The organism is Pantoea sp. SIMBA_079, from assembly GCF_046940275.1.
GTDB classification, from domain to species: Bacteria; Pseudomonadota; Gammaproteobacteria; order Enterobacterales; family Enterobacteriaceae; genus Pantoea; species Pantoea borealis.
The window spans coordinates 677,478-700,481 of the sequence record NZ_JAWRYR010000001.1 but is presented as its reverse complement, the minus strand read 5'-3'; the positions used below and the strand labels follow the sequence as shown (position 1 = coordinate 700,481).

At 56.1% G+C, this 23,004-nt stretch carries 21 protein-coding genes; 14 read left to right on the top strand and 7 right to left on the bottom strand.

The window, feature by feature from the left end:
* Nucleotides 1–51 precede the first annotated feature (51 nt).
* The 3 genes from uspE to SB719_RS03435 all read left to right on the top strand — a co-directional run bounded on the left by uspE (nt 52) and on the right by SB719_RS03435 (nt 3,843).
* The gene (gene uspE / locus SB719_RS03445) at nt 52–1,008 is read left to right on the top strand and encodes a universal stress protein UspE (protein ID WP_065649319.1); all 957 of its coding nucleotides are present in this window, start codon (nt 52–54) and stop codon (nt 1,006–1,008) included.
* A 281-nt stretch (nt 1,009–1,289) separates the two neighbouring features.
* Nucleotides 1,290–2,246, top strand: a complete 957-nt coding sequence (ydgH, locus tag SB719_RS03440) for a DUF1471 family protein YdgH (RefSeq protein ID WP_065649318.1) — start codon at nt 1,290–1,292, stop codon at nt 2,244–2,246.
* A 205-nt stretch (nt 2,247–2,451) separates the two neighbouring features.
* The gene (locus tag SB719_RS03435) at nt 2,452–3,843 is read left to right on the top strand and encodes a basic amino acid/polyamine antiporter (protein ID WP_065649317.1); all 1,392 of its coding nucleotides are present in this window, start codon (nt 2,452–2,454) and stop codon (nt 3,841–3,843) included.
* Here the strand turns inward: SB719_RS03435 and SB719_RS03430 are convergent, their stop codons facing one another.
* On the bottom strand, nt 3,844–4,257 hold the full coding sequence (locus SB719_RS03430; RefSeq protein ID WP_065649316.1) for a hypothetical protein: 414 nt from the start codon (nt 4,255–4,257) through the stop codon (nt 3,844–3,846).
* A 176-nt stretch (nt 4,258–4,433) separates the two neighbouring features.
* Between SB719_RS03430 and rstA the strand changes: the two genes are divergently transcribed.
* The 5 genes from rstA (at nt 4,434) to SB719_RS03405 (ending at nt 9,630) form a co-directional block, all read left to right on the top strand.
* Nucleotides 4,434–5,156, top strand: coding sequence for a two-component system response regulator RstA (rstA, locus tag SB719_RS03425; RefSeq protein WP_065649315.1), 723 nt, complete (start codon nt 4,434–4,436; stop codon nt 5,154–5,156).
* Entirely contained in the window at nt 5,156–6,466 is a 1,311-nt protein-coding gene (gene rstB / locus SB719_RS03420; RefSeq protein ID WP_065650468.1) for a two-component system sensor histidine kinase RstB, read from the top strand. Before rstA ends, rstB begins: the two co-directional genes overlap by 1 nt.
* Nucleotides 6,467–6,478: 12 nt before the next feature.
* Nucleotides 6,479–7,963 (top strand): carboxypeptidase M32, encoded by a 1,485-nt coding sequence (locus tag SB719_RS03415; RefSeq protein ID WP_304231818.1) that lies wholly within the window; start codon nt 6,479–6,481, stop codon nt 7,961–7,963.
* A 158-nt stretch (nt 7,964–8,121) separates the two neighbouring features.
* A complete protein-coding gene (gene asr, locus SB719_RS03410) occupies nt 8,122–8,556 on the top strand; it encodes an acid resistance repetitive basic protein Asr (RefSeq protein WP_304231815.1) in 435 nt (144 codons plus the stop codon).
* Between the two features lie 267 nt (nt 8,557–8,823).
* Nucleotides 8,824–9,630: a trypsin-like serine peptidase gene (locus SB719_RS03405; RefSeq protein WP_065649312.1), complete on the top strand. Its 807-nt coding sequence runs from the start codon at nt 8,824–8,826 to the stop codon at nt 9,628–9,630.
* Between the two features lie 41 nt (nt 9,631–9,671).
* On the opposite strand, the gene hrpA is transcribed toward SB719_RS03405, so the two are convergent.
* A complete protein-coding gene (gene hrpA / locus SB719_RS03400; protein ID WP_304231810.1) occupies nt 9,672–13,568 on the bottom strand; it encodes an ATP-dependent RNA helicase HrpA in 3,897 nt (1,298 codons plus the stop codon).
* On the opposite strand from hrpA, the gene SB719_RS03395 reads away from it, so the two are divergent.
* The 3 genes from SB719_RS03395 (at nt 13,555) to SB719_RS03385 (ending at nt 16,009) form a co-directional block, all read left to right on the top strand.
* Complete coding sequence (locus tag SB719_RS03395) at nt 13,555–13,803, top strand: hypothetical protein (protein WP_292971390.1); 249 nt, start codon at nt 13,555–13,557, stop codon at nt 13,801–13,803. The two genes, hrpA and SB719_RS03395, sit on opposite strands and share 14 nt — an antisense overlap.
* A gap of 16 nt (nt 13,804–13,819) precedes the next feature.
* Nucleotides 13,820–14,419 carry an FMN-dependent NADH-azoreductase gene (gene azoR / locus SB719_RS03390; RefSeq protein ID WP_065649310.1) on the top strand — a complete coding sequence of 200 codons (600 nt, stop codon included), beginning with the start codon at nt 13,820–13,822 and terminating at the stop codon, nt 14,417–14,419.
* A gap of 348 nt (nt 14,420–14,767) precedes the next feature.
* The gene (locus SB719_RS03385) at nt 14,768–16,009 is read left to right on the top strand and encodes a hypothetical protein (protein WP_412158886.1); all 1,242 of its coding nucleotides are present in this window, start codon (nt 14,768–14,770) and stop codon (nt 16,007–16,009) included.
* Between the two features lie 70 nt (nt 16,010–16,079).
* Here the strand turns inward: SB719_RS03385 and SB719_RS03380 are convergent, their stop codons facing one another.
* The 3 genes from SB719_RS03380 to SB719_RS03370 are packed head-to-tail and all read right to left on the bottom strand — an operon-like array spanning nt 16,080 to nt 19,209.
* Complete coding sequence (locus SB719_RS03380; RefSeq protein WP_304231804.1) at nt 16,080–16,409, bottom strand: YdbL family protein; 330 nt, start codon at nt 16,407–16,409, stop codon at nt 16,080–16,082.
* Nucleotides 16,409–16,594: a YnbE family lipoprotein gene (locus tag SB719_RS03375; protein WP_039385947.1), complete on the bottom strand. Its 186-nt coding sequence runs from the start codon at nt 16,592–16,594 to the stop codon at nt 16,409–16,411. Before SB719_RS03375 ends, SB719_RS03380 begins: the two co-directional genes overlap by 1 nt.
* Before the next feature lie 2 nt (nt 16,595–16,596).
* A complete protein-coding gene (locus SB719_RS03370; RefSeq protein WP_412158885.1) occupies nt 16,597–19,209 on the bottom strand; it encodes a YdbH family protein in 2,613 nt (870 codons plus the stop codon).
* 164 nt (nt 19,210–19,373) lie between these two features.
* On the opposite strand from SB719_RS03370, the gene SB719_RS03365 reads away from it, so the two are divergent.
* On the top strand, nt 19,374–20,366 hold the full coding sequence (locus SB719_RS03365; RefSeq protein WP_304231798.1) for a 2-hydroxyacid dehydrogenase: 993 nt from the start codon (nt 19,374–19,376) through the stop codon (nt 20,364–20,366).
* A 15-nt stretch (nt 20,367–20,381) separates the two neighbouring features.
* Here the strand turns inward: SB719_RS03365 and SB719_RS03360 are convergent, their stop codons facing one another.
* Complete coding sequence (locus SB719_RS03360; protein ID WP_065649305.1) at nt 20,382–20,654, bottom strand: DUF333 domain-containing protein; 273 nt, start codon at nt 20,652–20,654, stop codon at nt 20,382–20,384.
* Nucleotides 20,655–20,843: 189 nt separating this feature from the next.
* Between SB719_RS03360 and SB719_RS03355 the strand changes: the two genes are divergently transcribed.
* Nucleotides 20,844–21,500: an MgtC/SapB family protein gene (locus tag SB719_RS03355; RefSeq protein ID WP_065649304.1), complete on the top strand. Its 657-nt coding sequence runs from the start codon at nt 20,844–20,846 to the stop codon at nt 21,498–21,500.
* A 180-nt stretch (nt 21,501–21,680) separates the two neighbouring features.
* The gene (gene ttcA / locus SB719_RS03350) at nt 21,681–22,616 is read left to right on the top strand and encodes a tRNA 2-thiocytidine(32) synthetase TtcA (RefSeq protein WP_412158884.1); all 936 of its coding nucleotides are present in this window, start codon (nt 21,681–21,683) and stop codon (nt 22,614–22,616) included.
* A 48-nt stretch (nt 22,617–22,664) separates the two neighbouring features.
* On the opposite strand, the gene SB719_RS03345 is transcribed toward ttcA, so the two are convergent.
* On the bottom strand, nt 22,665–22,811 hold the full coding sequence (locus tag SB719_RS03345) for a hypothetical protein (protein ID WP_166713867.1): 147 nt from the start codon (nt 22,809–22,811) through the stop codon (nt 22,665–22,667).
* Between the last annotated feature and the right edge of the window lie 193 nt (nt 22,812–23,004).

Sequence of the window (23,004 nt, the reverse complement as noted above, 5' to 3'; positions counted from 1 at the left end):
GAACTTAGGCTATCTTTATTCCAAATGGCTTTGGTTTAAGGAGAGTGCGCTATGTCCCGTTACCAACATGTTCTGGTCGCGATCGATCCCCAGCAGGATGATCAGCCGGCGCTGCGGCGTGCGGTTTATCTGAATCAACGCATCGGCGGAAAAATCAAAGCTTTTCTGCCTATCTATGATTTCTCCTATGAAATGACCACCCTGCTTTCGCCCGATGAGCGCACAAATATGCGTAAAGGGGTAATCAGCCAGCGCACCGAATGGATCCGTGAGCAGGCTCAGGCCTATCTGGATGCGGGTGTGGATATTGAAATTAAAGTGGTCTGGCATAACCGTCCTTTTGAAGCAATTATTCAGGAAGTACTGGCGCACAATCACGATCTGGTGCTGAAAATGGCCCATCAGCATGATCGGCTGGAGTCGGTTATTTTTACCCCCACTGACTGGCATTTGCTGCGTAAATGTCCCTGCCCGGTATGGATGGTAAAAGATCAGCCGTGGCCGGAAGGCGCTAAAGCGGTAGTCGCGGTAAACCTCGCCAGCGAAGAGCCGCATCACGATGAGCTGAATCAGAAACTGATCCGCGAAACAGTGCGTCTGGCGGAGATGGTGAATCATACCGAAGTTCATCTTGTTGGTGCCTACCCGGTTACGCCAATTAATATCGCGATTGAGCTGCCCGACTTTGATCCCAGCGTCTATAACGACGCTATCCGCGGTCAGCATCTGGTGGCGATGAAGGCGCTGCGACAGAAGTTCTCCATCGGGGAAGAGTTCACTCACGTCGCTAAGGGCCTGCCGGAAGAGGTGATCCCCGATATCGCTTCACAGCTGGATGCCGGTATTGTCGTGCTCGGTACGATTGGCCGAACCGGCCTCTCGGCGGCCTTTCTTGGCAATACGGCTGAGCAGGTTATCGACCATCTGCGCTGTGATTTGCTGGCGATCAAGCCGGATGATTTCAGATCGCCGGTCGACCGCGATGATGAGGAAGATGAAGAGGATTAACAGTAACGGGCGCTGCGGCGCCCCTGCGCCCTGCTACACCAACATTCTAAACAGACCAGCGCGTAGCCTGAGCGGGACACGCGCTAAACTGCATCACAGACGCGTCCGCGATTTTCATCAAAAATATTGCCGGTAAAAGAGACATGCATCCATACGGCATTCACGCTAAATTGGCTGAGACAGGCTGATTATTACATGCAATAATCAGCGGCTAATCTGTTATACATCAAGAGTCCAGCACGTTTTCGTACTCATTTTGCGTAAGGCGAAGGATCATTTTTATGAAGCTGAAGAACACCATTCTGGCGTCTACTCTGTTATCGCTGCTGGCAGCTAACGCGTTTGCTGCCAAAGAGCTGACGCCGGAACAAGCGGCCGGCCTGAAACCATTCGAACGTATTAATATCAACGGCCGTTTCAACGCAATCGGTGACGCCACCAGCGCAGTCTCGAAAGCGGCAGATGAGAAAGGCGCTGACTCGTTTTACGTTCAGGGCATCAATGACACCAACGGTAACGGCGGCAACTGGCGCGTCACCGCTGATTTATACAAAGCTGACGCCGTTAAAGCGTCGACTGAAACGCAGTATCGCGTGATCAATGGCGTTAAAGAGCTGCCAAAAGCGGAAGCCTACCGTCTTGAACCGTTCGACACCGTTTCAGTCAGTGGTTTCTTCTCCAGCCAGCCGGCGGTCAATGATGCTATCTCCAGAGCCGCACAGAAAAAAGGCGCTGCCTCATTCTTTATTGTGCGTCAGGTCGATGCCAATAACGGCGGTAATCAGTACGTAACGGCTTATGTCTACAAAGCCGATGCCAAAGCGCGCATTGTGCAGGATACGTCAAACTCCATTCCGGCCGATTCCGAAGCCGGAAAAGCCGCGCTGGCTGCGGGTGGCGCCGCCGCGTCGCGCGTCGCGCTGCCGGGCGTTGCCTCATCTGATACGCCGAGTACGAACGTGGGTCGCTTCTTTGAAACGCAGAGCTCAACCGGCAAGCGCTATACGGTGAAGCAGTCTGACGGCCGCAGCGTGCAGGAAGTCAATGCGATTACCGCTGCGCAGATGCAGCCGTTTGATACCATCACCTTCTCCGATCACTTCGGCACGCCTGTTGAGATTTCAGAGGCCGTAGGCAAGCGCGCTATCGCGAAAGGCGCGAAGTACTACCACATTACGCGCCAGTGGCAGAACCAGAGCGGTGGCAATCTTACCGTTACCGCCGATCTGTTTAAATAATGTCGCAGCAGGGCAGCCTGGCTGCCCTGCTGTTTGCATAGTTCCTGCGCAAATCTGCATACTCTTGCATTGCCATCCCCCGCTGCTCCTCGTAAAATCGGCCGCCTGTTTTCAGGGGATTCCGTTTTAATTGGCACATAATAGTGCACTACACTTCTACGGAACGTTCACGACCCAGCATACTCTGCTGTTCAGGAATGGCATTTTGGATAAAAAATTAGGTCTTAGCGCGCTGACGGCTCTGGTGCTCAGTTCCATGCTTGGCGCAGGCGTATTCAGCCTGCCGCAGAATATGGCGGCGGTCGCGGGTCCGGCGGCGCTGCTTATTGGCTGGCTCATCACCGGTGTGGGTATTATTTTTCTCTCGCTGGCGATGCTGCTGCTGACGCGACTCAGACCGGATCTCGACGGCGGTATCTTTACCTATGCCCGCGCCGGATTTGGTGAGCTGACGGGATTCTGTTCGGCGTGGGGCTACTGGCTCTGCGCGGTGATCGCCAACGTCTCCTATCTGGTGATTGTGTTCTCCGCCCTGAGCTTTTTCACCGACACGCCGCAGCACGTGGTGTTTGGCGACGGTAACACCTGGCAGGCGATGCTGGGCGCTTCGGTGCTGCTCTGGCTGGTGCACTGGCTGGTGCTGCGCGGCGTGCAGACCGCCGCGAGCATTAATATGCTGGCGACGCTCGGCAAGCTGGTGCCGCTGCTGCTGTTTGTGGTGCTGGCGCTGCTGGCCTTTAACTATGACCGGTTCAGGTTTGATTTCAGCGGTGCTGAACTGGGTCAGCCGCTGTGGCAGCAGATTAAACAGACCATGCTTATCACGCTTTGGGTATTTATCGGCGTTGAGGGTGCCGTTGTGGTATCGGCGCGCGCGCGCAATAAACAGGATGTGGGACGCGCTACGCTGCTGGCAGTGCTGGCTGCGCTGCTGGTGTATCTGCTGGTCACGCTGCTCTCGCTGGGCGTGATCCCGCGCGCTGAACTGGCGCAGCTGCGCAACCCGTCGATGGCCGGTCTGATGACGCATCTGCTGGGAAACTGGGGGGATGCGGTGATAGCCGCCGGTCTGATCGTCTCGGTCTGCGGCGCCTATCTCAGCTGGACGATCATGGCGGCCGAAGTGCCGTTTATCGCCGCTCAGCAGGGGGCCTTCCCGCGCAGTCTTGCCCGGCAGAACCGCCACAATTCACCGGCAGCGTCGCTGTGGCTGACTAACGGCAGCGTGCAGGTTTGTCTTATCGCCATCGCATTTACCGGTGCCGATTACAACACCCTGCTGACTATCGCCTCAGAGATGATTCTGGTGCCTTATCTGCTGGTAGGACTCTACCTGATGAAGGTGGTGCGGGGTCAGCAGAAGCCGCTGGCGATGAGCATCGGGCTGGGTGCCACACTGTATGGCCTCTGGCTGCTGTATGCCTCAGGCCCGCTGCATCTGCTGCTCTCAGTGGTGCTTTACGCACCGGGGCTGCTGCTGTTTCTCTACGCCCGACGGGGCGGACGCGGTGATAAACCGCTGCTGCAGCTGGAACGCATTGCTATTGTGCTGTTGATGGCGGCATCGCTGCCCGCGCTGTGGCAGCTCACGCAGTAATTAATGCGCGAGTGCCGGAATGGAGACGCACAGCAGATCGTTCTGCTGTGTAAGATTTAACGGTTTGCTGTATTCATGGTGAATACCATCAAGCTGTTCAGCAGAGAGCGGATAAGGCAGCTGGATATCAAACCGGCTGATATGCTGCTGTTCCGCCAGCGTGATGAGTCGGGCAATGTTGATCTCATCGCTGACCTGCGTTGAAATGATTTGCAACGCTAATTCTTTCAGGTGATCGTCGCTGGCCTGTAAACTGTGCGCTGACTTACGGGTCACCATGCCAAAGATAGGCATGACACCGTAAATGGCGTCAACAAAGCTCCAGCGTTTTTTGCAGGAAGCGGAGAGAAAATCACTGTAATTGAAGCAGATGCGATCACTGTATCCGGCTGAAGCCAGCTCTTTATCAGACACCCTCACACTCCTCCTGTTTTTCAATGCGGTTCCGAACCTTGCGCCTTAACGCGCCGCTAATAATGGCACATTTCACGGTGTATATACCAGTAAGACAGGGATATTTCGTGCGGTAGCGTAGTGCTCAGGACCAGGAAAAGCTATGCTGCTGCCATTCTTTTTCAGCACACTTACCTATGAACAAAATTGTCTATGTTGAAGATGAGCCGGAAGTCGGCGAGCTGATCGCTGCCTATCTGGGTCGCCATGATATTGACGTGGTTGTCGAAACGCGTGGCGATCGCGCTGAGGCAACGATTCTTGACGTCCAGCCGGATTTGGTCCTGCTGGATATCATGCTGCCGGGTAAAGATGGCATGACGCTCTGTCGCGATCTGCGGGCGCACTGGAGCGGGCCCGTTGTCCTGCTGACCTCGCTCGACAGCGATATGAACCACATTCTCGCGCTTGAGATGGGCGCGAATGACTATATTCTCAAAACCACGCCCCCTGCCGTGCTGCTGGCGCGTCTGCGTCTGCATCTGCGGCAGGCGGTGGTCAACAAGCCGGAAAGCACGCCGGCACAGCAGCAGTCGCAGAAGGTACTGCGGTTTGGGTCGCTGACCATCGATGCGCTGAACCGTCAGGTGCTGCTGTTTGATGAGAATATTACGCTTTCAACCGCAGATTTCGATCTGCTGTGGCAGCTGGCCAGCCACGCCGGGGAGATCCTCGATCGCGACGCGCTGCTGATGACGCTGCGCGGCGTCAGCTATGACGGCATGGATCGCAGTATTGATGTGGCTATCTCACGGCTGCGTAAAAAGCTGCATGACAGCGCGACCGAGCCGTTTCGTATCAAAACCATTCGCAATAAAGGCTATCTGTTTGCGCCTCAGGCCTGGGATACCCGCAGCTGATGAGAAAGCTCTTTATCCAGTTTTACCTGCTGCTGTTTGTCTGCTTTCTGGTGATGACCCTGCTGGTAGGCCTGGTGTATAAGTTTACCGCCGAGCGGGCTGGCCGGCAGTCGATGAACGACCTGATGGCCAGCTCGCTGTTTCTGATGCGCAGCGAGCTGCGCGAGATCCCGCCGCGCGACTGGAACAAAACGATCCGCAGTCTCGATCTCGATCTCTCCTTTGATCTGAATATCGAGCCTATGAGTAAGTATCAGCTTGATGAGCGCGATATGAAGCGGCTCCGCGCCGGAGAAATTGTCGCGCTCGACGACCAATACACCTTTCTGCAGCATATTCCCCGCAGCCATTACGTGCTCTCCGTCGGGCCGATCCCTTACCTGTTTTATCTGCATCAGATGCGGCTGCTGGATATTGCGCTGGTGGCGTTTATCGGGATGTCGCTGGCGCTGCCGGTATTTATCTGGTTACGCCCGCACTGGCAGGAGATGCAGCGGCTGGAGAAAGCCGCAGAGCGCTTTGGTCGCGGCGAGCTGGATGTGCGCACGCATTTTGAAAGCACCTCCAGCCTTCACAGTCTCGGCGTCGCGTTTAACCAGATGGCAGAGAACATTAATACGCTGGTGGCCAGTAAAAAACAGCTGATTGATGGCATTGCCCACGAGCTGCGCACGCCGCTGGTACGCCTGCGCTACCGGCTGGAGATGAGCGAAAATCTGACAGACGCGGAGTCCGCTGCGCTGAATCGCGACGTGGGTCAGCTGGAAAGCCTGATCGAAGAGCTGCTGACCTATGCCCGGCTTGACCGCCCGCGGGTCGATCTGCATCTGCAGTCGTTTGACCTGGCGCAGTGGCTGCGGCTCTATATTGCTGATGTGCAGAGTATGCAACCGCACACGCAGATCGCGCTGGATATTCCGCAGCTGCAGAATACCGGCAGCGCCGACATGCGGCTGATGGAGCGGGTGCTGGATAATCTGGTCAATAATGCGTTGCGCTACGCCAGCGAGCGGCTGCGCGTCAGCCTCTGGTTCGACGGCACGACCGGCATTCTGCAGGTAGAGGATGATGGTCCCGGCATTCCGGCCGACGAGCGCCAGCGGGTGTTTGAGCCGTTTGTCCGTCTCGATCCCAGCCGCGACCGCGCCACCGGCGGCTGTGGCCTCGGACTGGCTATCGTTCACTCCATCGCCCAGGCGCTGCAGGGGCAGGTGGTGATTGAGAGCTCGCCGCTGGGCGGCGCCAGCGTTCGCTTTTGCTGGCCGGTTGATTTACCCTTGCGGGAGACACCCCCCCGCTTACCCGCTTAAGGAGATCTGGCTGTGACATCAGCTTATCAGGAACTTACCCGCACGTTTCAGCGCCTTTCCCGTTTTGGTCATCTCGGTGCGATCGCCGGGGTTGATATGCAGACCACCATGCCGCCCGGCGGCAGTCAGGCGCGCGGCGAAGCGCTGGCTGAACTCAGCGTCTTTATGCATGAGCTGCTGACCGCGCCGGCGCTGGAAGGACTTTTCTCAGCGGCTGAGCAGGAGTCACTCAACGACGTTGAGCAGGCGAACGTGGCTGAGATGCAGCGTGCATGGCGTCAGGCCACGCTGCTTCCCGCCGCGCTGGTCGAAGCAAAATCGCTGGCAGGCTCCCGCTGCGAACATGCGTGGCGATCGCAGCGTCCCGCGAATGACTGGCAGGGCTTCAGTACTAATCTTAAAGAGGTTGTCCGTCTGAGCCGGGAAGAGGCGCAGCTGCGCGCTGCAGCGGCTGGTACGTCGCGCTATGACGCGCTGCTGGATCTGTATGAACCAGGCATGACCAGCGCCCGGCTTGACGCCACGTTTGGCGCACTGAAAAGCTGGCTGCCGGATTTACTGCAGCGGGCGGTAGCGAAGCAGGCGCAGCCGCCGCTTCAGCCGCTGGGGCCGTTTGCCGTTGAGTCGCAGAAGCAGCTGGGCCTGAGTGTTATGAAGCTGCTCGGCTTCGATTTCAATCATGGCCGGCTGGATGTCAGCGCTCACCCTTTCTGCGGCGGCGTGCCTGACGACGTACGTATCACCACGCGCTACAACGAAAGCGAGTTTCTCAGCGCCATGATGGGCGTGATCCATGAAACCGGGCACGCGCGCTACGAGCAGAATCTGCCGCAGCAGTGGCGCGGTCAGCCGGTCGCCCTGGCGCGCTCCACCGCCATTCATGAGTCACAGAGTCTGTTTATGGAGATGCAGCTGGGCCGCAGCCGCGCCTTTCTGCAGCATATCCAGCCGCAGGTGATCGCCCTGATGGGAGAGCAGCCTGCGCTGGAGACGCATAACTTTATTCGCCTGGCGCAACGCGTCAAACCCGGCTTTATCCGCGTCGATGCCGATGAACTGAGCTATCCGGCGCACGTTATTCTGCGTTACGAGATTGAACGGGCACTGATTGAGGGTGAGATTGAGGTCGAGGATATTCCGGCGCTGTGGGATGAAAAAATGCAGCAGTCGCTGGGTATTGATACCCGTGGTAACTATCGCGATGGCTGTATGCAGGATATCCACTGGACAGACGGCGCGTTCGGCTATTTCCCGACTTACACGCTGGGCGCGATGTATGCGGCACAGCTTTATCAGGCAGTGAAGCGTGCAATTCCGCAGCTGGAGACGCTGATCCTGAACGGCGAACTGCAGCCGGTATTTGACTGGCTGCAACAGAATATCTGGCAGCACGGCAGTCGCTTCCCGACGGAACAGCTGCTGCGCAATGCCACCGGTGAAGCGCTGAATCCGGACTATTTCCGTCAGCACCTGGAGCAGCGTTACCTCGCCGATTAACCCGCAGGCGGCCTTACACCGGCCGCCGTTTTCCCGCACTGTACAATCCGTTACACGCCGATACCAATCCCTCACGGAAAGCGAAATCGCTTTTTCATATAGTGTTTTCACCGGCCCCGCAGTGGGCTACATATGAAAAATAGTCCGAGGATTAAGCGATGAAAAAATTATGTGCACTGGTAATCGCCGCTGCTATGGGTCTCTCTTCTGCTGCTTTTGCTGCTGAGACAACCGCTGCTCCGGCGGCAACTGCCACCACCAGCTCCGCTACCGCTGCGCCAGCTAAACATAAAATGGTGCATCACAAACATAAAGCTGCTGCGCAGAAAGCCCAGGCTGCGAAAAAGCATCATAAAAAAGCAATCAAGCCTGCTGAACAGAAAGCGCAGGCCGCTAAAAAGCACCACAAGAAATCAACTCAGCCCGCTGCACAGAAAGCGCAGGCGGCCAAAAAGCACCACGTAAAATCCGCTAAACCTGCTGCACAGAAAGCGCAGGCGGCTAAAAAGCACCACATGAAGTCAGCTAAACCTGCTGCGCAGAAAGCGCAGGCGGCTAAAAAGCATCATAAAATGAAAAAATCAGCGAAATAAGTTCGCGCCAACACCACGTTGTTTAAAACACCCGGTTATGCCGGGTGTTTATTTACTGGAGTAGCGAAAAATGGTGCGTCGCTATCGCTTCGAAATTATTCTCTTTGTGATGATTCTCTGTGGCATTGTCGCAGCCAGTTTTTTTATTTAATGGCTGTAGCGCGCTGATTACTCCAATATTTCTCCCTTTTTCACCACTCACCGACTATAGTTATCGCCTAAGCGTGATAACAAAAACTCCCTTTTATTCTCCCTGTCGAGAGAACTATGCGCCTGGCCATTCTGTTATTTATTGGTATTTTCAGCTTTACCCTTACGGCACACGCTGATGATGAAGACGGGCTGAGTCCCGAAGAGATCAAGACGCTGTTTTTTGGTAAAGACCACCGCCAGGCCATCAGCGACGTGGTCGCTGCCCCGTGGGATGCCATTGGTCAGCTGGAGACAGAAAGCGGCAACCTCTGCACCGCCACGCTGATCTCTGCCCATCTGGCGCTGACCGCCGGCCACTGCCTGCTGACACCGCCAGGCCGGTTCGACAAACCGGTTGCGCTGCGCTTTATGGCGGGTGAAAAAGGCTGGCGTTACGAGATCCACGATATTGATGCCCGGGTTGAGCCGTCGCTGGCGCGTCGCCTGCAGGCTGATGGTGAGGGCTGGATTGTTCCGTCTGCTGCCGCGCCTTACGATTATGGTCTGGTGATCCTGCACAACCCCCCTTCAGGGATTGTGCCGATCCCGCTGTTTGATGGCTCACGCAGCGATCTTACCGCTGCGCTCAAAGAGAGCGGCCGCAAAGTCACCCAGGCGGGCTATCCGGCCGATCATCTCGACTCGCTCTATTCCCACAGCGACTGTGCCGTCACCGGCTGGGCGCAGCGCGCGGTGCTGTCGCACCAGTGTGATACGCTGCCTGGCGACAGCGGCTCACCGCTGCTGCTGAAAAAAGATGACGGCTGGCAGCTGATCGCCGTGCAGAGTTCGGCGCCGGCGCCGGCCGATCGCTATCGCGCTGATAACCGGGCTATTGCCGTGACCTCATTTAAAGATAAGCTTGAAGAGCTGGCCGAGTAAGCAGGCGCGCAGCAATGCGCCCCTGCTGACCGCCTGATTAACTAGCTTAGCTGCTCCATTGCCTGCAGCACCCGCTTATCCGAAACCGGATACGGGGTACCCAGCTGCTGGGCAAAGTAGCTGATGCGCAGCTCTTCAATCATCCAGCGGATCGCCACTACATCAGCATCATCCCGGCGCTGCGGCGGCAGCTTGCTGCGCCAGACGTGCCACGCCTGTTCCACCGCCTGTACTTTCAGCATGCGGGCGCGATCGCTGTGCGGATCGGCGGGCAGCTTCTCCAGACGGCGCTCAATTCCCTGCAGGTAACGCAACGTATCACCCAGCCGATCGTAGCCATTGCCGGTAACAAATCCGCGATAGACCAGACCGCTCATCTGCTGTTTGATATCTGCGAGCGCCAGCGCCAGCGTCATATCCACGCGGCCTTTCAGAAACTTGTTAATATTGAACACGCAGGTCAGGATCTGCTCAACCTGCTGCGCAATCGTCACCACGGTGTCGTTCAGCTCTGCCCGCACTTTATCGCGCAGCTGCTCAAAATTCTGCTGCTGCCAGGCGGGACCACCCGCCTCCGCCATGAGTTTATCTACCCCGCAGGCGATACAGTCGTCTATCAGCTCCAGCACTTTGCCGTAAGGATTAAAATAGAGCCCGAGCTTGGCTTTGTTAGGCAGTTTTTCATGCAGATATTTAACCGGTGACGGAATGTTCAGCAGCAGCAGGCGACGCTGGCCGCGCCACATCATCTTCTGCTGCTCCTCTTCACTGTCAAACAGGCGGATCGCCACGCTCTCTTTTTCATCCACCAGCGCCGGCCAGGCTTTAACCTGATAACTGCCGCGCTTCTGCTCATAACTCTGCGGCAGATCGCCAAAACTCCAGATGTGCAGGCCGCTCTGCTCCAGACCATCATCAGCAACCTTCGACAGCGTCTCCTGCACTTTGCCTTTGAGCGCCTGTTTCAGCTGATGCAGATCTTTCCCTTCCTGCAGCTTGCGGTTGTGCTCATCCACAATGCGGAACGTCATTTTAAGGTGATCGGGCACCTGATCCCACTGCCAGGCATCGCGCTCTATCGTCACGCCTGACATGCGCCGGAACTCACGCTCCAGCGCGTCCAGCAGCGGCTGCGCCAGTGGCTGGACGCGACCGAGAAATGCTTCGGCGTAATTGGGCGCCGGCACAAAATTACGGCGCAGCGGTTTAGGCAGCGATTTAATCAGCGCGATGATCAGTTCACGCCGCACGCCGGGGATCTGCCACTCAAATCCCGCTTCCTCCACCTGATTCAGCAGCGGCAGCGGGATATGCACAGTCACGCCATCCGCATCGGTACCGGGCTCAAACTGATAGGTGAGCCGCAGCTTCAGGTTGCCCTGCTGCCAGACATTGGGGTAGTCGAGCTGGCTGACTTTATCTGCCCCCTCTTTGATCAGCATCTGCTTGTCAAAGTTAAGCAGGTCCGGATTCTCTTTACTGGCCTGCTTCCACCAGCTGTCAAAGTGACGGGCTGAGACCACCTCTTTGCCCAGACGGCGATCGTAAAACGCAAACAGCGTTTCGTCATCAACCAGAATGTCACGGCGCCGTGATTTATGCTCCAGGTCTTCCACTTCACTGCGCAGCTTCAGGTTGGTGCGGAAAAAGGCGTGGCGCGTCTGCCAGTCGCCCTCAACCAGCGCATGGCGAATAAACAGCTCGCGGCTCAGCTGCGGATCGATACGGCTGTAATTCACTTTACGCGCCTGAACAATCGGCAGCCCGTAGAGCGTCACCTTTTCCGTAGCCATCACCGCGCCCTGCGCTTTCTCCCAGTGCGGTTCGCTGTAGCTCCGCTTAATAAGATGCTGAGCGAGCGGCTCAATCCACTCCGGATCGATGCGTGCCGCTACCCGGCCCCACAGGCGACTGGTTTCCACCAGTTCCGCTACCACGGTCCATTTCGGCGGCTTTTTAAACAGGCCGGAGCCAGGGAAAATGGCAAAGCGGGCGTTGCGCGCGCCGGTAAACTCCTGCTTCTCTGCATCTTTCTGTCCGATATGCGACAGCAGACCGGTGAGCAGCGCACAGTGCACTTCACGATAAGGTGCCGGCTCGCTGTTAACGGGCATACCCTGTTCACGCACGACCTGACGCAGCTGAGTGTAGATATCCTGCCATTCGCGCACGCGCAGATAGTTGAGATAGTCGCTCTTACACTGACGACGGAACTGGTTGCCCGACAGCGCTTTCTGCTGCTCCTGGATGTAATTCCAGAGGTTTACAAAGGCGAGGAAGTCAGACTCTTTATCTGCAAAGCGGCGATGCTTCTCATCAGACGCCTGCTGTTTCTCAACCGGACGCTCACGCGGATCCTGAATGGAGAGCGCCGCTGCGATAATCATCACCTCGCGCACGCAGCCAAATCGCTGCGCCTCCAGCACCATCCGTGCCAGACGCGGATCTACCGGCAGCTGCGCCAGCGTGCGTCCGGAAGGCGTCAGCCTGTAGTGCTCATTTTCATCGAGGGTGATAGCGCCCAGCTCTTCCAGCAGCCGCACGCCGTCCTGAATGTTCCGCTTATCAGGCGCTTCCACAAACGGGAACGCCGCAATATCGCCCAGTCCCAGGGCGGTCATCTGCAGGATCACCGACGCGAGATTGGTGCGCAGGATCTCCGGATCGGTAAAGGCGGGCCGGCTGAGGAAATCATCCTCGGAATAGAGCCGGATACAGATCCCTTCCGACACGCGGCCGCAGCGCCCTTTACGCTGGTTTGCCGAAGCCTGCGAAACCGGCTCAATCGGCAGGCGCTGTACCTTGGTGCGATAGCTGTAGCGGCTGATTCGCGCGGTACCGGGATCGATGACATATTTAATGCCCGGCACGGTGAGCGAGGTCTCTGCTACGTTGGTCGCCAGGACAATGCGCCGTCCGCTGTGGGACTGAAACACGCGATTCTGTTCCGCATTGGAGAGACGTGCATAGAGCGGCAGGATCTCAGTATGCGGTAAATCGCGTTTCATCAGCGCATCGGCCGTGTCGCGGATCTCACGCTCACCGCTCATGAAGATCAATATATCGCCGCGGCTCTCCTGCCCCAGCTCATCCACGGCGTCAAAAATAGCCTGCAGCTGATCGCGATCGCTCTCATCTGCCTCTTCCGCGATGGGCCGATAGCGCACCTCCACCGGGTAAGTTCGCCCTGAGACTTCGATGACCGGCGCGTTGTTAAAGTGACGCGAAAAGCGCTGCGGATCGATGGTGGCAGACGTGATGATCACTTTGAGATCGGGGCGACGCGGCAGCAGCTCGCGCAGATAGCCCAGCAGAAAATCGATGTTGAGGCTGCGCTCATGCGCCTCATCAATAATGATGGTGTCGTACTGCAGCAGCAGCCGATCCTGCTGGATCTCCGCCAGCAGAATACCGTCGGTCATCAGTTTGACCTGCGTGCTGTCGCTGACCTGATCGGTAAAACGGACTTTATAGCCGATGGTGCTTCCCGGCGAGGTCTCCAGCTCTTCCGCGATGCGATTCGCCACGGTGCGCGCCGCCAGACGACGCGGCTGCGTATGCCCGATAAGGCCTTTTACGCCGCGTCCCAGCGCCAGGCAGATTTTCGGCAGCTGTGTGGTTTTGCCCGATCCGGTTTCACCGGCAACAATCACGACCTGGTGATCGCGGATAGCGTCTGAAATTGCCTGCTGCTTCTGGCTGACCGGCAGATTCTCAGGAAAGGTAATGCGCGGTGTGCCGGCCACGCGCCGGGCGATGCGCTGTTCAGCCGCGCTGAATTCGTCCGCCAGCTCAGCGGCAATGGCCTGCTGTGCGGCGCTGTTTTTCACCTTTGCCGCCCCCTGCAGACGTCGCTGCAGGCGCTGGCGATCGCGCAGCGTCAGCGCATCAAGCCGGGCCCAGAGTGGAGCTAAAGGTGATTCAATGGAAGATGACATAAAGATGGATTACCTGTTAGTGCAGCACGGCGCAAACACGCGCGGCGCCGGGAGGCTTTCCCGGCAGATTCAATCAATTACCGGACGCCATAATAGCATATTCTCAGCCTGCTGGCTGAGCCGCCCCGGCAGGCTTATTCAATTAATTCGAACATCGGCCTCGAATTATTACGCTTTTACGCTGCCGGTGAACGCCGTAGAGTATGACGCATTGAGCGGGAAGCCCGCCGCATAACCCACAGGAACCTATTATGAGCCACGTATTAATTCTGAAATCCAGTATTCTTGCCGGTTATTCACAGTCAGGCCAGCTGGCTGATTTTTACGCTGAAGAAGCGCGCGCTAACGGCGACAACGTCACTGTACGCGATCTGGCTGCCGACCCGGTACCGGTACTGGATGGTGAACTGGTGGGTGCCCTGCGTCCTTCAGATGCGCCGCTTTCTCCCCGTCAGCAGGAGGCGCTGGCGCTCTCTGATGCGCTGATCGCTGAGCTGCAGGCACATGACACCATCGTTATTGCGGCACCGATGTACAATTTCAATATCCCGACGCAGCTGAAAAATTACTTTGACCTGATTGCCCGTGCGGGCGTGACCTTCCGCTACACCGAAGCGGGTCCGGAAGGCCTGGTTAAAGGCAAACGTGCGGTGATCCTGAGCAGCCGTGGCGGTATCCACAAAGATACCCCAACCGATCTGCTGACCCCGTACGTGAAGCTGTTCCTCGGCTTTATTGGCATCACTGACGTTGAGTTTGTTTTCGCGGAAGGTATTGCCTACGGTCCTGAAGTGGCAACCAAAGCCACCGCTGATGCGAAAGATGCGATTAAACAGCGCGTCTCTGCCTGATTAATAAAATAATAATTTTCTGCTTTGTTTTTTACCGGGCCTGAGTGCCCGGTTTTTTATTTTAACGTCAATATATCTATGCTTCCTGGCGGCTTCCCGCTTTTTTAATTTACACTGCAGCCTCGCTCTCTCCCTCAGCTTTACGCTTTTGATCCTGTCATTGACAATTCGTCTGAATTTATTAACACGCCCGCTTGCCATGCGCAATTTCAATAAAATCGAAATACAAAAGTTTTCCCGTGAGGAACGTGGCAGGATTAATCCGGCGTTAACTCCAGCGGTGCAAGTCAGAATTAGTTACAAAACTTACCTTAAAAAATAAAAACACCACTCCACCAGGAGATTAATATGACTTTACTATTGAGCTATATACACGTAAGCAGTTCTCCATCTAACGGATTTGATATTGTAATCCCTGCTCATAGCGTGAAAGACAAAGCTATGAAGTATGAAACCCTCATCAAAGAAATAAGTAATTTCGGGCCGGAATTGAAAAAAGATGTCCGAATTATGCGTGAAATATCTGCAGTTAAAGATGAGAAAAAAGTTTCTCAGCAGCTGTCAGTGAATAATGAACTCAAGGGTACAGGTAATTACTCTCCGGCCGCTGCTGCTTCCCGCCATGAACCTGTTCCGTTAAGCCCAATAGCTGTAGCTATGCCAAAGGCTGCGGCTCGGCAATCTGTAGCCGCGCCAAAGGCTGCGCTACAGGAGCGGCCGCTGAGCACAATATCCTTAGCCTCGTCAAAGGCTGATGCACAGGATAAGCCTGTAACTCATCCAGCTTCATCAGTTTTGACCTCTTCGCCAGCGCGTTCTCAGGCAGAGGTAAAGCCTGAACCTGCAGCTATTCATAATAAAAAAAGCTCCGCACCTGAGAATCAGCCTTCGCTGCTGAGCCGGATCAAGAGTCAATTTACGCAGATCTGGACATCGTTAAAAAGTTATATTTCATCCCTGACAGAGCACTCCCGACAGCATCAAAGCGGAAGAGCAGCACACTATGAAAATATTTCCAGAACCAAATCAGAAGGCTGCGGAGCCATGAGTGAAATAATGGAGGCATACAGAAATAGCCCTGCCAACGCTCTATATTTATACAATTCAGCAAAACAAGATATAATGTTCAGCGAAATTAAATATATTATAGATGCGGCCAGACTGGAAAATAAAGAAATTAATATGAATAAACTTTGCGAAGAAGCCAACCGATATGCAATTAATTCAGGCGTTAGCGCCAGGCTTTTTACACTAACGAAAAACAACACTATTGAGCGCAATGTAGAATATGGTGTATCAACTATGCAGCAGCGCATTGAAAAAATAGAAGGCGAAATCAGAAGTAATAATGAAAACTCCACAACATTACGCCGTAACTCACAGAGATTAAGTGGACGTCAGCGTGCTAACTCCGTGCAGACAACCGCGCAGAGAATGATTAGCGACGCCTATTCAAAACTGTTTAATGATATACAAAATGACAAAGATAAGATTTTTGGTACACGCCATAGCTTCGACCGAAACGAAATGCGTGCCGCGCTGCTTGAAGGACAGCCAGAGCTGGCAGGTTTACGCCGCAGTGCGATATAGCGCTTACAGCAGCACGCCTTTCTGAATCCCTGCGCGGTGACGGGAGAGCCGTTACGCTCCCCGTCACCGGTTATTTCTGCAGCCACTGGCCGTTGATGCCGCGCACAAATTCCCCCGCACTGGCGCGGCTCACCAGCTTCTCTCCGGCGATCCGCGCGACGTCACTGGTGGTCAGCTGATTTTGCCCGGCAATGTGCTGATACGCTTTCCGGCGTCCCTCATTGATACGACTGACCAGCGCCAGCGTCACCTCATCCTGCTGCCGTGCAGCAAGATAGCCACTCAGCGTTTCCCCCGCCCGCCCCTGCTGACGAGCCTCATCCAGCGTCAGCGCGTGAGCGGGTCCGGCGAGCAGCGTCAGCAGCAGCGCAACAGCGCGGATTTTCAGGTTGCGGACCATCAGAACAGCCCGCTCTGGTTCTGCAGCAGCGCCTCAACATCTTTATCCACCTTGATGTGGATCTCATGTTCAATTTTCACGTTCATATTAATCGTAATCGGCGCATCAGGGGCGGCCACTTCAATACGCGGTACGCATCCTGCCAGCACAACGCTGCCTGCCAGCAGCGCACCTCTTAACCTCATCATCAGGGATCCTTCTTTGATGGCAGGGTGGCATTCTGCTCCACCCAGGATTGTAAGTTATCGCCAAAGCGCAGGCTGCGCCATAGCTGGAACAGATTCTCCTGATGACGATAGTTAAGATTGATTGTCTGGCGCCGGTTACTGAACTGGCTGACGCCGGTGACCTGCGACTGCATCACCAGATTACCGGTATTATCCAGATCGAGTGTGGCCCAGGAGCGCGAAATCTCCAGATAGCGCAGCCAGCTAAGCGCCGCGCCGGCGGCGACATTGTCTTTTACAATCGCGTCTGCCGTATCTTTATCCAGCCGAAACGTAAGCGGCCCGCTGTTAGCAATCCAGCCATTCCTGATTAGCCACTGCGGATTACTGAGCCATAGCGGCAGCTCACCGTTGACCTTACCCGACATGGCAAACTGTTTGGGCTTCAGTGCTGTCACCAGCCGGCTGAGATCGATCTGGCGCAGCGCGATTATGGCGGCCTCCCGCTGCGGCATACGTAGCACCGGCATACTGACGTGCCCGCCGAGTAAATCGAGCGTCACATTACTCAGGGTGAGCGGCGTTTTCTCCTGCCACGGATAGTAGCCCTGCAGATCGGCCGTGATATTTTGCAGCGCAAACTGGTTGTTAACCTCACGGATACGCAGTGAAACCGGTCCGCGTCGTCCCAGCTGCCACTGCTGAGCGCGATAACGAAACGGCAGCGCAAAATCGATGCCGTTGATGTCACTGTCCGGCAGCTGCAGGCTGCCCTGCTGAACAGCAAAAAAGCCGCCCGCCTGAAACGTCTGTCCCGCCCCGGCTGAAAACGCCATCTGCGCCCGCAGCTCACCGCGCTTAATACGCATCTTCAGATCGCTGCTGAGCAGCGGCTGAAACACACGCAGCGATTGGGCCGGCCACCAGGCTTCTCCGCGTAACCGCTCCCCATCCCAGCGCCCGTGTACGCGCAGCGGACCGATATCTTCAGCGCGCAGTTCACCGCGCCATAAAAACTGCCCCGGATGGCGGCCTTTCACATCAAACGTCAGCCCTGCGGGTGGCAGCCAGCCGCCGTAGCTGAAGTGAGTTTGTCCCGCATCAAGGCGAAAACTGCCCGTCAATCCGGGCTGCGTGTTATCCCGCTGCCAGCGCAGCGGCGCAGTGAGCTGCAGACGCGGCTGGTCAACCTGTACCGCTTCCCAGGCCAGCTGATCCAGGCCGGTATTCAGCGTATCCAGCGTGATGCGTTTATCCAGCCAGCTGCCGGTTCCCTTCACATCCCAGTTTGCATTAAGCGGCTGCAGTTTGCCGCCGCCCCAGTAGCGCCAGCGCCAGCTGCCGCGATCTGGCCAGAAGGCTGCCGCCTGGCCATCCAGGTGCAGCGTAAAGTGACCGTAGCGATGATTATGGGCTGTCAGGATCGCCTGCAGCCGGCCATCGATACCCTGTGACGAGAGCGAGACGCCCGCCAGCGGCCAGCGCGCCTCATCAACCTCAAGTATATCCAGTAGCTGGCCGCGCAGACGCAGCAGTGCGCCTGGCCGGAACGTCACGCGGGGCGTGCTGAGTGCGCCACGCAGCTCGCCAGGCAGGCTGCCATAGAGCTGCAGATCAGCAAACTTGCTCTCACCGGTAATACGCAGCGGCAGCGCATTATCCGTTAAGTGAAGCGGACCCGGCCCCACGCTCAGCACCACGTTGCCTTTACCGCCGCGTCCCTGCGTCAGCAGATTCAGTCGTCCTTCCACGCGCAGGTTATCAATTCCCTGTTGCCAGCCCTTCAGCGCCAGCGACACACCGCCTGACAGCGTCTGGCTGGCAAGAGGCCAGCGCCAGCGTCCGGCAGTGATACGAAACGTATCGCGGTCGCTCTGCCAGGGAAGCTGCAGCAGCGGCGTTTCATCGCCCTGCTCCTTAACAATCAGCGTGCCCTGCTGCTGCTGCCATTGCAGATTCAGCGTCAGAGGTTCAGGCCACTGCGCCACGCGCAGCTCACTCTGCAGAGCGCCGGTGTCTGGTAAGCCATCAGCAAACGCGGGCAATATGAGGCTGCCATGCAGCGTCAGTGGCTGTGATAGCAATGCATGTTGTAACTTTAATGAGTCTACCGTTAGCGTCTGGCCCTGCAATTGTGCACTCAGGCTGAGGTTATCGCCCCGATAGCGCAGCCGCTGCTGTTCAGGTGAGAGCGTAAGATCAAGTTCACCCGCGTAGTGTTGCCACGGCAGCACGGCCAGTCTGCCGATATGCACATCAGCACCCGGTAAACGCTGCTGCCATTCCGCCAGCGAGCGCGGAACGGCTGAAGCCGGCTGCGGCGGCAGCGCCTGCCAGCAGGTGCTGCTGAGCGTGACGCGCTGCGCACTCAGCTGCCAGCGCTGCTGTGAGCGTCCCAGCGCCACCTGCTCAATCTCAGCCAGTGGACAATTGCCCGTGAGATAACGCAGCTGCGGCAACGTCACTGCGCCCTGATGCCAGCCAGGTCTGCCGGTAATTTCGATGCGCGTTCCATCCGGCAGCCAGATGCCGGCCAGCCGCGGCAGCCACTGCGTCAGCGTCAGCAGCAGGCCCAGCAGTAGCAGAATCAGCGCCAGCAAGGCGGCAAGTAGTCGGCGGAGGCCACGCGTCATGGCGGGTAACTATCCTGTTGTTGGCATATTCCTGCAGAAATGATGGCACGTAATCATCCGCAAATGAAGGTGTTAGCCTGGCCTGCTGCGTGAAGAAAAGCAAAGTCGCGCAGAAACCGTTATCCTTTGATGATACCGACATGGCATTTTTCAGGAGCGAAACAATGAAAGTTGCGGTTTACAGCACCAAACACTATGACCAGAAATACTTTGAGCAGGTCAATGCCCGTTATGGATTTGAGCTGGTGTTCTTTGACTTTTTACTCAGCGAAGATACGGCAAAAAATGCTGCCGGATGTGACGCGGTCTGTATTTTTGTGAATGACGATGGCAGCAGAGCGGTGCTGGAAGAGCTGGCGGCGTCCGGCGTGAAGTACATTGCGCTGCGCTGTGCCGGATTTAACAATGTTGATCTTCAGGCTGCTGAAGAGCTGGGGCTGCAGGTGGTGCGCGTTCCCGCCTACTCCCCGGAAGCGGTGGCGGAACATACGATTGGCATGATGATGAGCCTGAACCGCCGTATTCACCGCGCTTATCAGCGCACCCGTGACGCAAATTTTTCGCTTGATGGCCTGACCGGTTTCAACATGCACAATAAAACCGCAGGCGTAGTCGGTACCGGGAAAATTGGTGTGGCCACGCTGCGCATCCTCAAAGGGTTTGGCATGAAATTGCTGGCCTATGATCCCTACCCGAGCGACGCTGCGCTTGAACTGGGTGCAGAATACGTTGATTTGCACACGCTGTTTTCCCGCTCGGATGTTATTACGCTGCACTGCCCGATGACGGCGGAAAATCATCACATGCTTAACGCGCAGGCGTTCAGCGAAATGAAGGATGGCGTGATGATCATTAACACCAGCCGCGGTGGCCTGATCGATTCTCAGGCGGCCATTGAAGCACTGAAACAGCAGAAAATAGGATCGCTGGGCATGGACGTGTATGAAAATGAACGCGACCTGTTTTTTGAAGACAAATCAAATGACGTTATTCAGGACGACATTTTTCGCCGCCTCTCGGCCTGCCACAACGTGCTGTTTACCGGACATCAGGCATTTCTGACCGCAGAGGCCCTGACCGCCATTTCAGAAACCACACTGGGTAATCTGCAGCAGCTCGATAAAGGCGAAGCGTGCCCGAACCGGGTTAATCCCTGAAACGTGGCGCCCGCATCAGCGGGCGCATGCCCCACCCATCAGCGCCTGTTCATCGCAGCGGCGACCGTTTGCCAGCTGACACATGCCAACGCGTGAACCATCCAGCTGCCGGGAAAATGCCAGCGTGCCTCCGGCACCGCTGCAGCTGCTTTCTGCCATCGCGGACATGACCACATGCGGCTGAACGTGGGCTGCAGTCGCCTGTTGCGGCGGTTCGTTATCACTGGGACTGCTGCAGGCAGACAGCAATAGTGCTGCACCAGCCAGCAGTAAAGAGGCAGCTTTCATTAGTCGGGCTCCGGAAACAGGGGATGAAAAGTGTTCACAGCATATGACAGCCTCTGCTGTGAATCGAGAGCGGACATAGCTTTTTACAAAATTTCAGACCTTTCATTGCAAGCAGAATTATCCTGAAGAGACGATTTTTTCCGGTTATCTTCTAAAATAATGCGTTATTTCAATTGCTCAGAGGACATTATGTTAACCGATATGCTGTTACGCATCGCGCTGGCCGGCATCCTTGGCGGGCTTATCGGGCTTGAGCGTCAGATGCGGGCAAAAGAGGCCGGTCTGCGTACCCATATTCTGGTGGGGATCGGCAGCGCCCTGTTTATGCTGGTCTCGAAATATGGCTTTGCCGATATGCTTAACAGCGACCATGTTGGTCTTGATCCCAGCCGCATCGCGGCGCAGGTGGTCAGCGGCATGGGCTTTCTCGGGGCCGGGACCATCATTATTCAGAAGCAGATTGTGAAAGGCCTTACGACCGCAGCAGGTTTGTGGGTCACTGCCGCTATCGGTCTGGTTATCGGCAGTGGCATGTATGAGATTGGCATTTATGGCACGCTGCTGGCGCTGGTGGTGCTGGAGGTTTTTCGTCGTCTCAGTCACTGGCTGATTGGCCGTCACCACACGCTGATTGTGCATCTGAAGGCCAAAAGCGTCCCGCTGGTTTTGCTGGTGCTGCAACGCGAAGGGATCCGCTACGGGCATATTGCGGTGGTTAATCGTGATGAAGAGAGCGGCCTGTGTGAACTCAGCGTGGAAGTCACGCTCTCCCGCCGGTCACCGCGCCACAGCCTGTATGAGAAAGTCATGGATATTAAAGGCGTCCAGTCACTGGAGATGGTGTAGAGGCGCCGATTCAGGACGATAAATTAGCCACGGATGCGGCAACCGAAGAAAAGCGATCACGCGAGGCTGGTATTCGCGCGCGCAATCCGTACCATACGCACCCATAACTACAGGTTTATGACCGCCGATGCGGGTTTCAGCCGCCTGTTCTGTTCGCCGGCACTCTCAAGCGTGAAAATAATGTCAGAAAATCAAGACGTAACCAAAAAAGAGCAATACAACTTTAATAAACTGCAGAAGCGCCTGCGCCGCAATGTCGGCGAAGCGATCGCTGACTTCAACATGATTGAGGAAGGCGACCGCATCATGGTGTGTCTTTCAGGCGGTAAAGACAGCTATACCATGCTGGAGATCCTGCGCAGTCTGCAGCAGAGTGCGCCAGTGAATTTTTCGCTGGTGGCGGTCAATCTCGATCAGAAGCAGCCCGGCTTTCCGGCGCATATTCTGCCCGCTTACCTTGAGACGCTGGGCGTTGAGTATAAAATTGTCACCGAAGATACTTACTCTATTGTTAAAGAGAAGATCCCGGAAGGCAAAACCACCTGCTCACTCTGCTCACGCCTGCGCCGCGGTATTCTCTATCGTACCGCCAGCGAACTGGGCTGTACTAAAATAGCGCTCGGGCATCATCGCGACGATATTTTGCAGACGCTGTTTCTCAATATGTTCTACGGCGGCAAAATGAAAGGCATGCCGCCCAAGCTGATGAGCGATGATGGCAAGCATATTGTGATTCGCCCTCTCGCCTACTGTCGCGAAAAAGACATTACTCGCTTTGCTGAAGCGCGCCAGTACCCGATCATCCCCTGCAACCTGTGCGGCTCTCAGCCCAACCTGCAGCGTCAGGTGGTGGCTGATATGCTGCGCGACTGGGACAAACGGTTTCCGGGTCGTATTGAAACCATGTTCAGCGCGATGCAGAACATTGTGCCGTCGCATATGGCAGATATCAGCCTGTTCGATTTCAAAGGCATCCGCCATGGTGATGAGGTGGTTGATGGTGGCGATATCGGCTTTGATCGCGAGACGCTGCCGGTGCAGCCGGCAGGCTGGCAGCCGGAAGAGGATGCAGCAGCCCCTGCGGAACTGCGACTGGATGTATTAGAGATTAAGTAGTTCTGCTAAAAAATAAAAAGGCGCGTCCCCGGGAGGACGCGCCTTTTTTTATTGATGCGGCGGCGGATCGCTGATGGGGGGAACGTCAGGATCGTGCGGCGGCTCCGGCTCCGGAATGGGCTGCGGTTGCGGAACAGGCTCCGGAATCGGTACCGGGTCGGTTGGGATCGGTTCACTGGCGTGGATAGCTTGCATCGCTTTCTCCTGTAGCGGAACGTACTGTAAGCGTAGGAAAGCTTTGCTGAACAAGCCAGTATAAAAAAAACCGGCCCGAAGGCCGGTGTCAGAGGAATTAACTGTGCTATGCAGTTATTCACAAACAGGAAGTAAGACAATATGGAGTACAACGCCCATCGCCTGACGTTGCATTCACCTGCGAAAGAGAGTG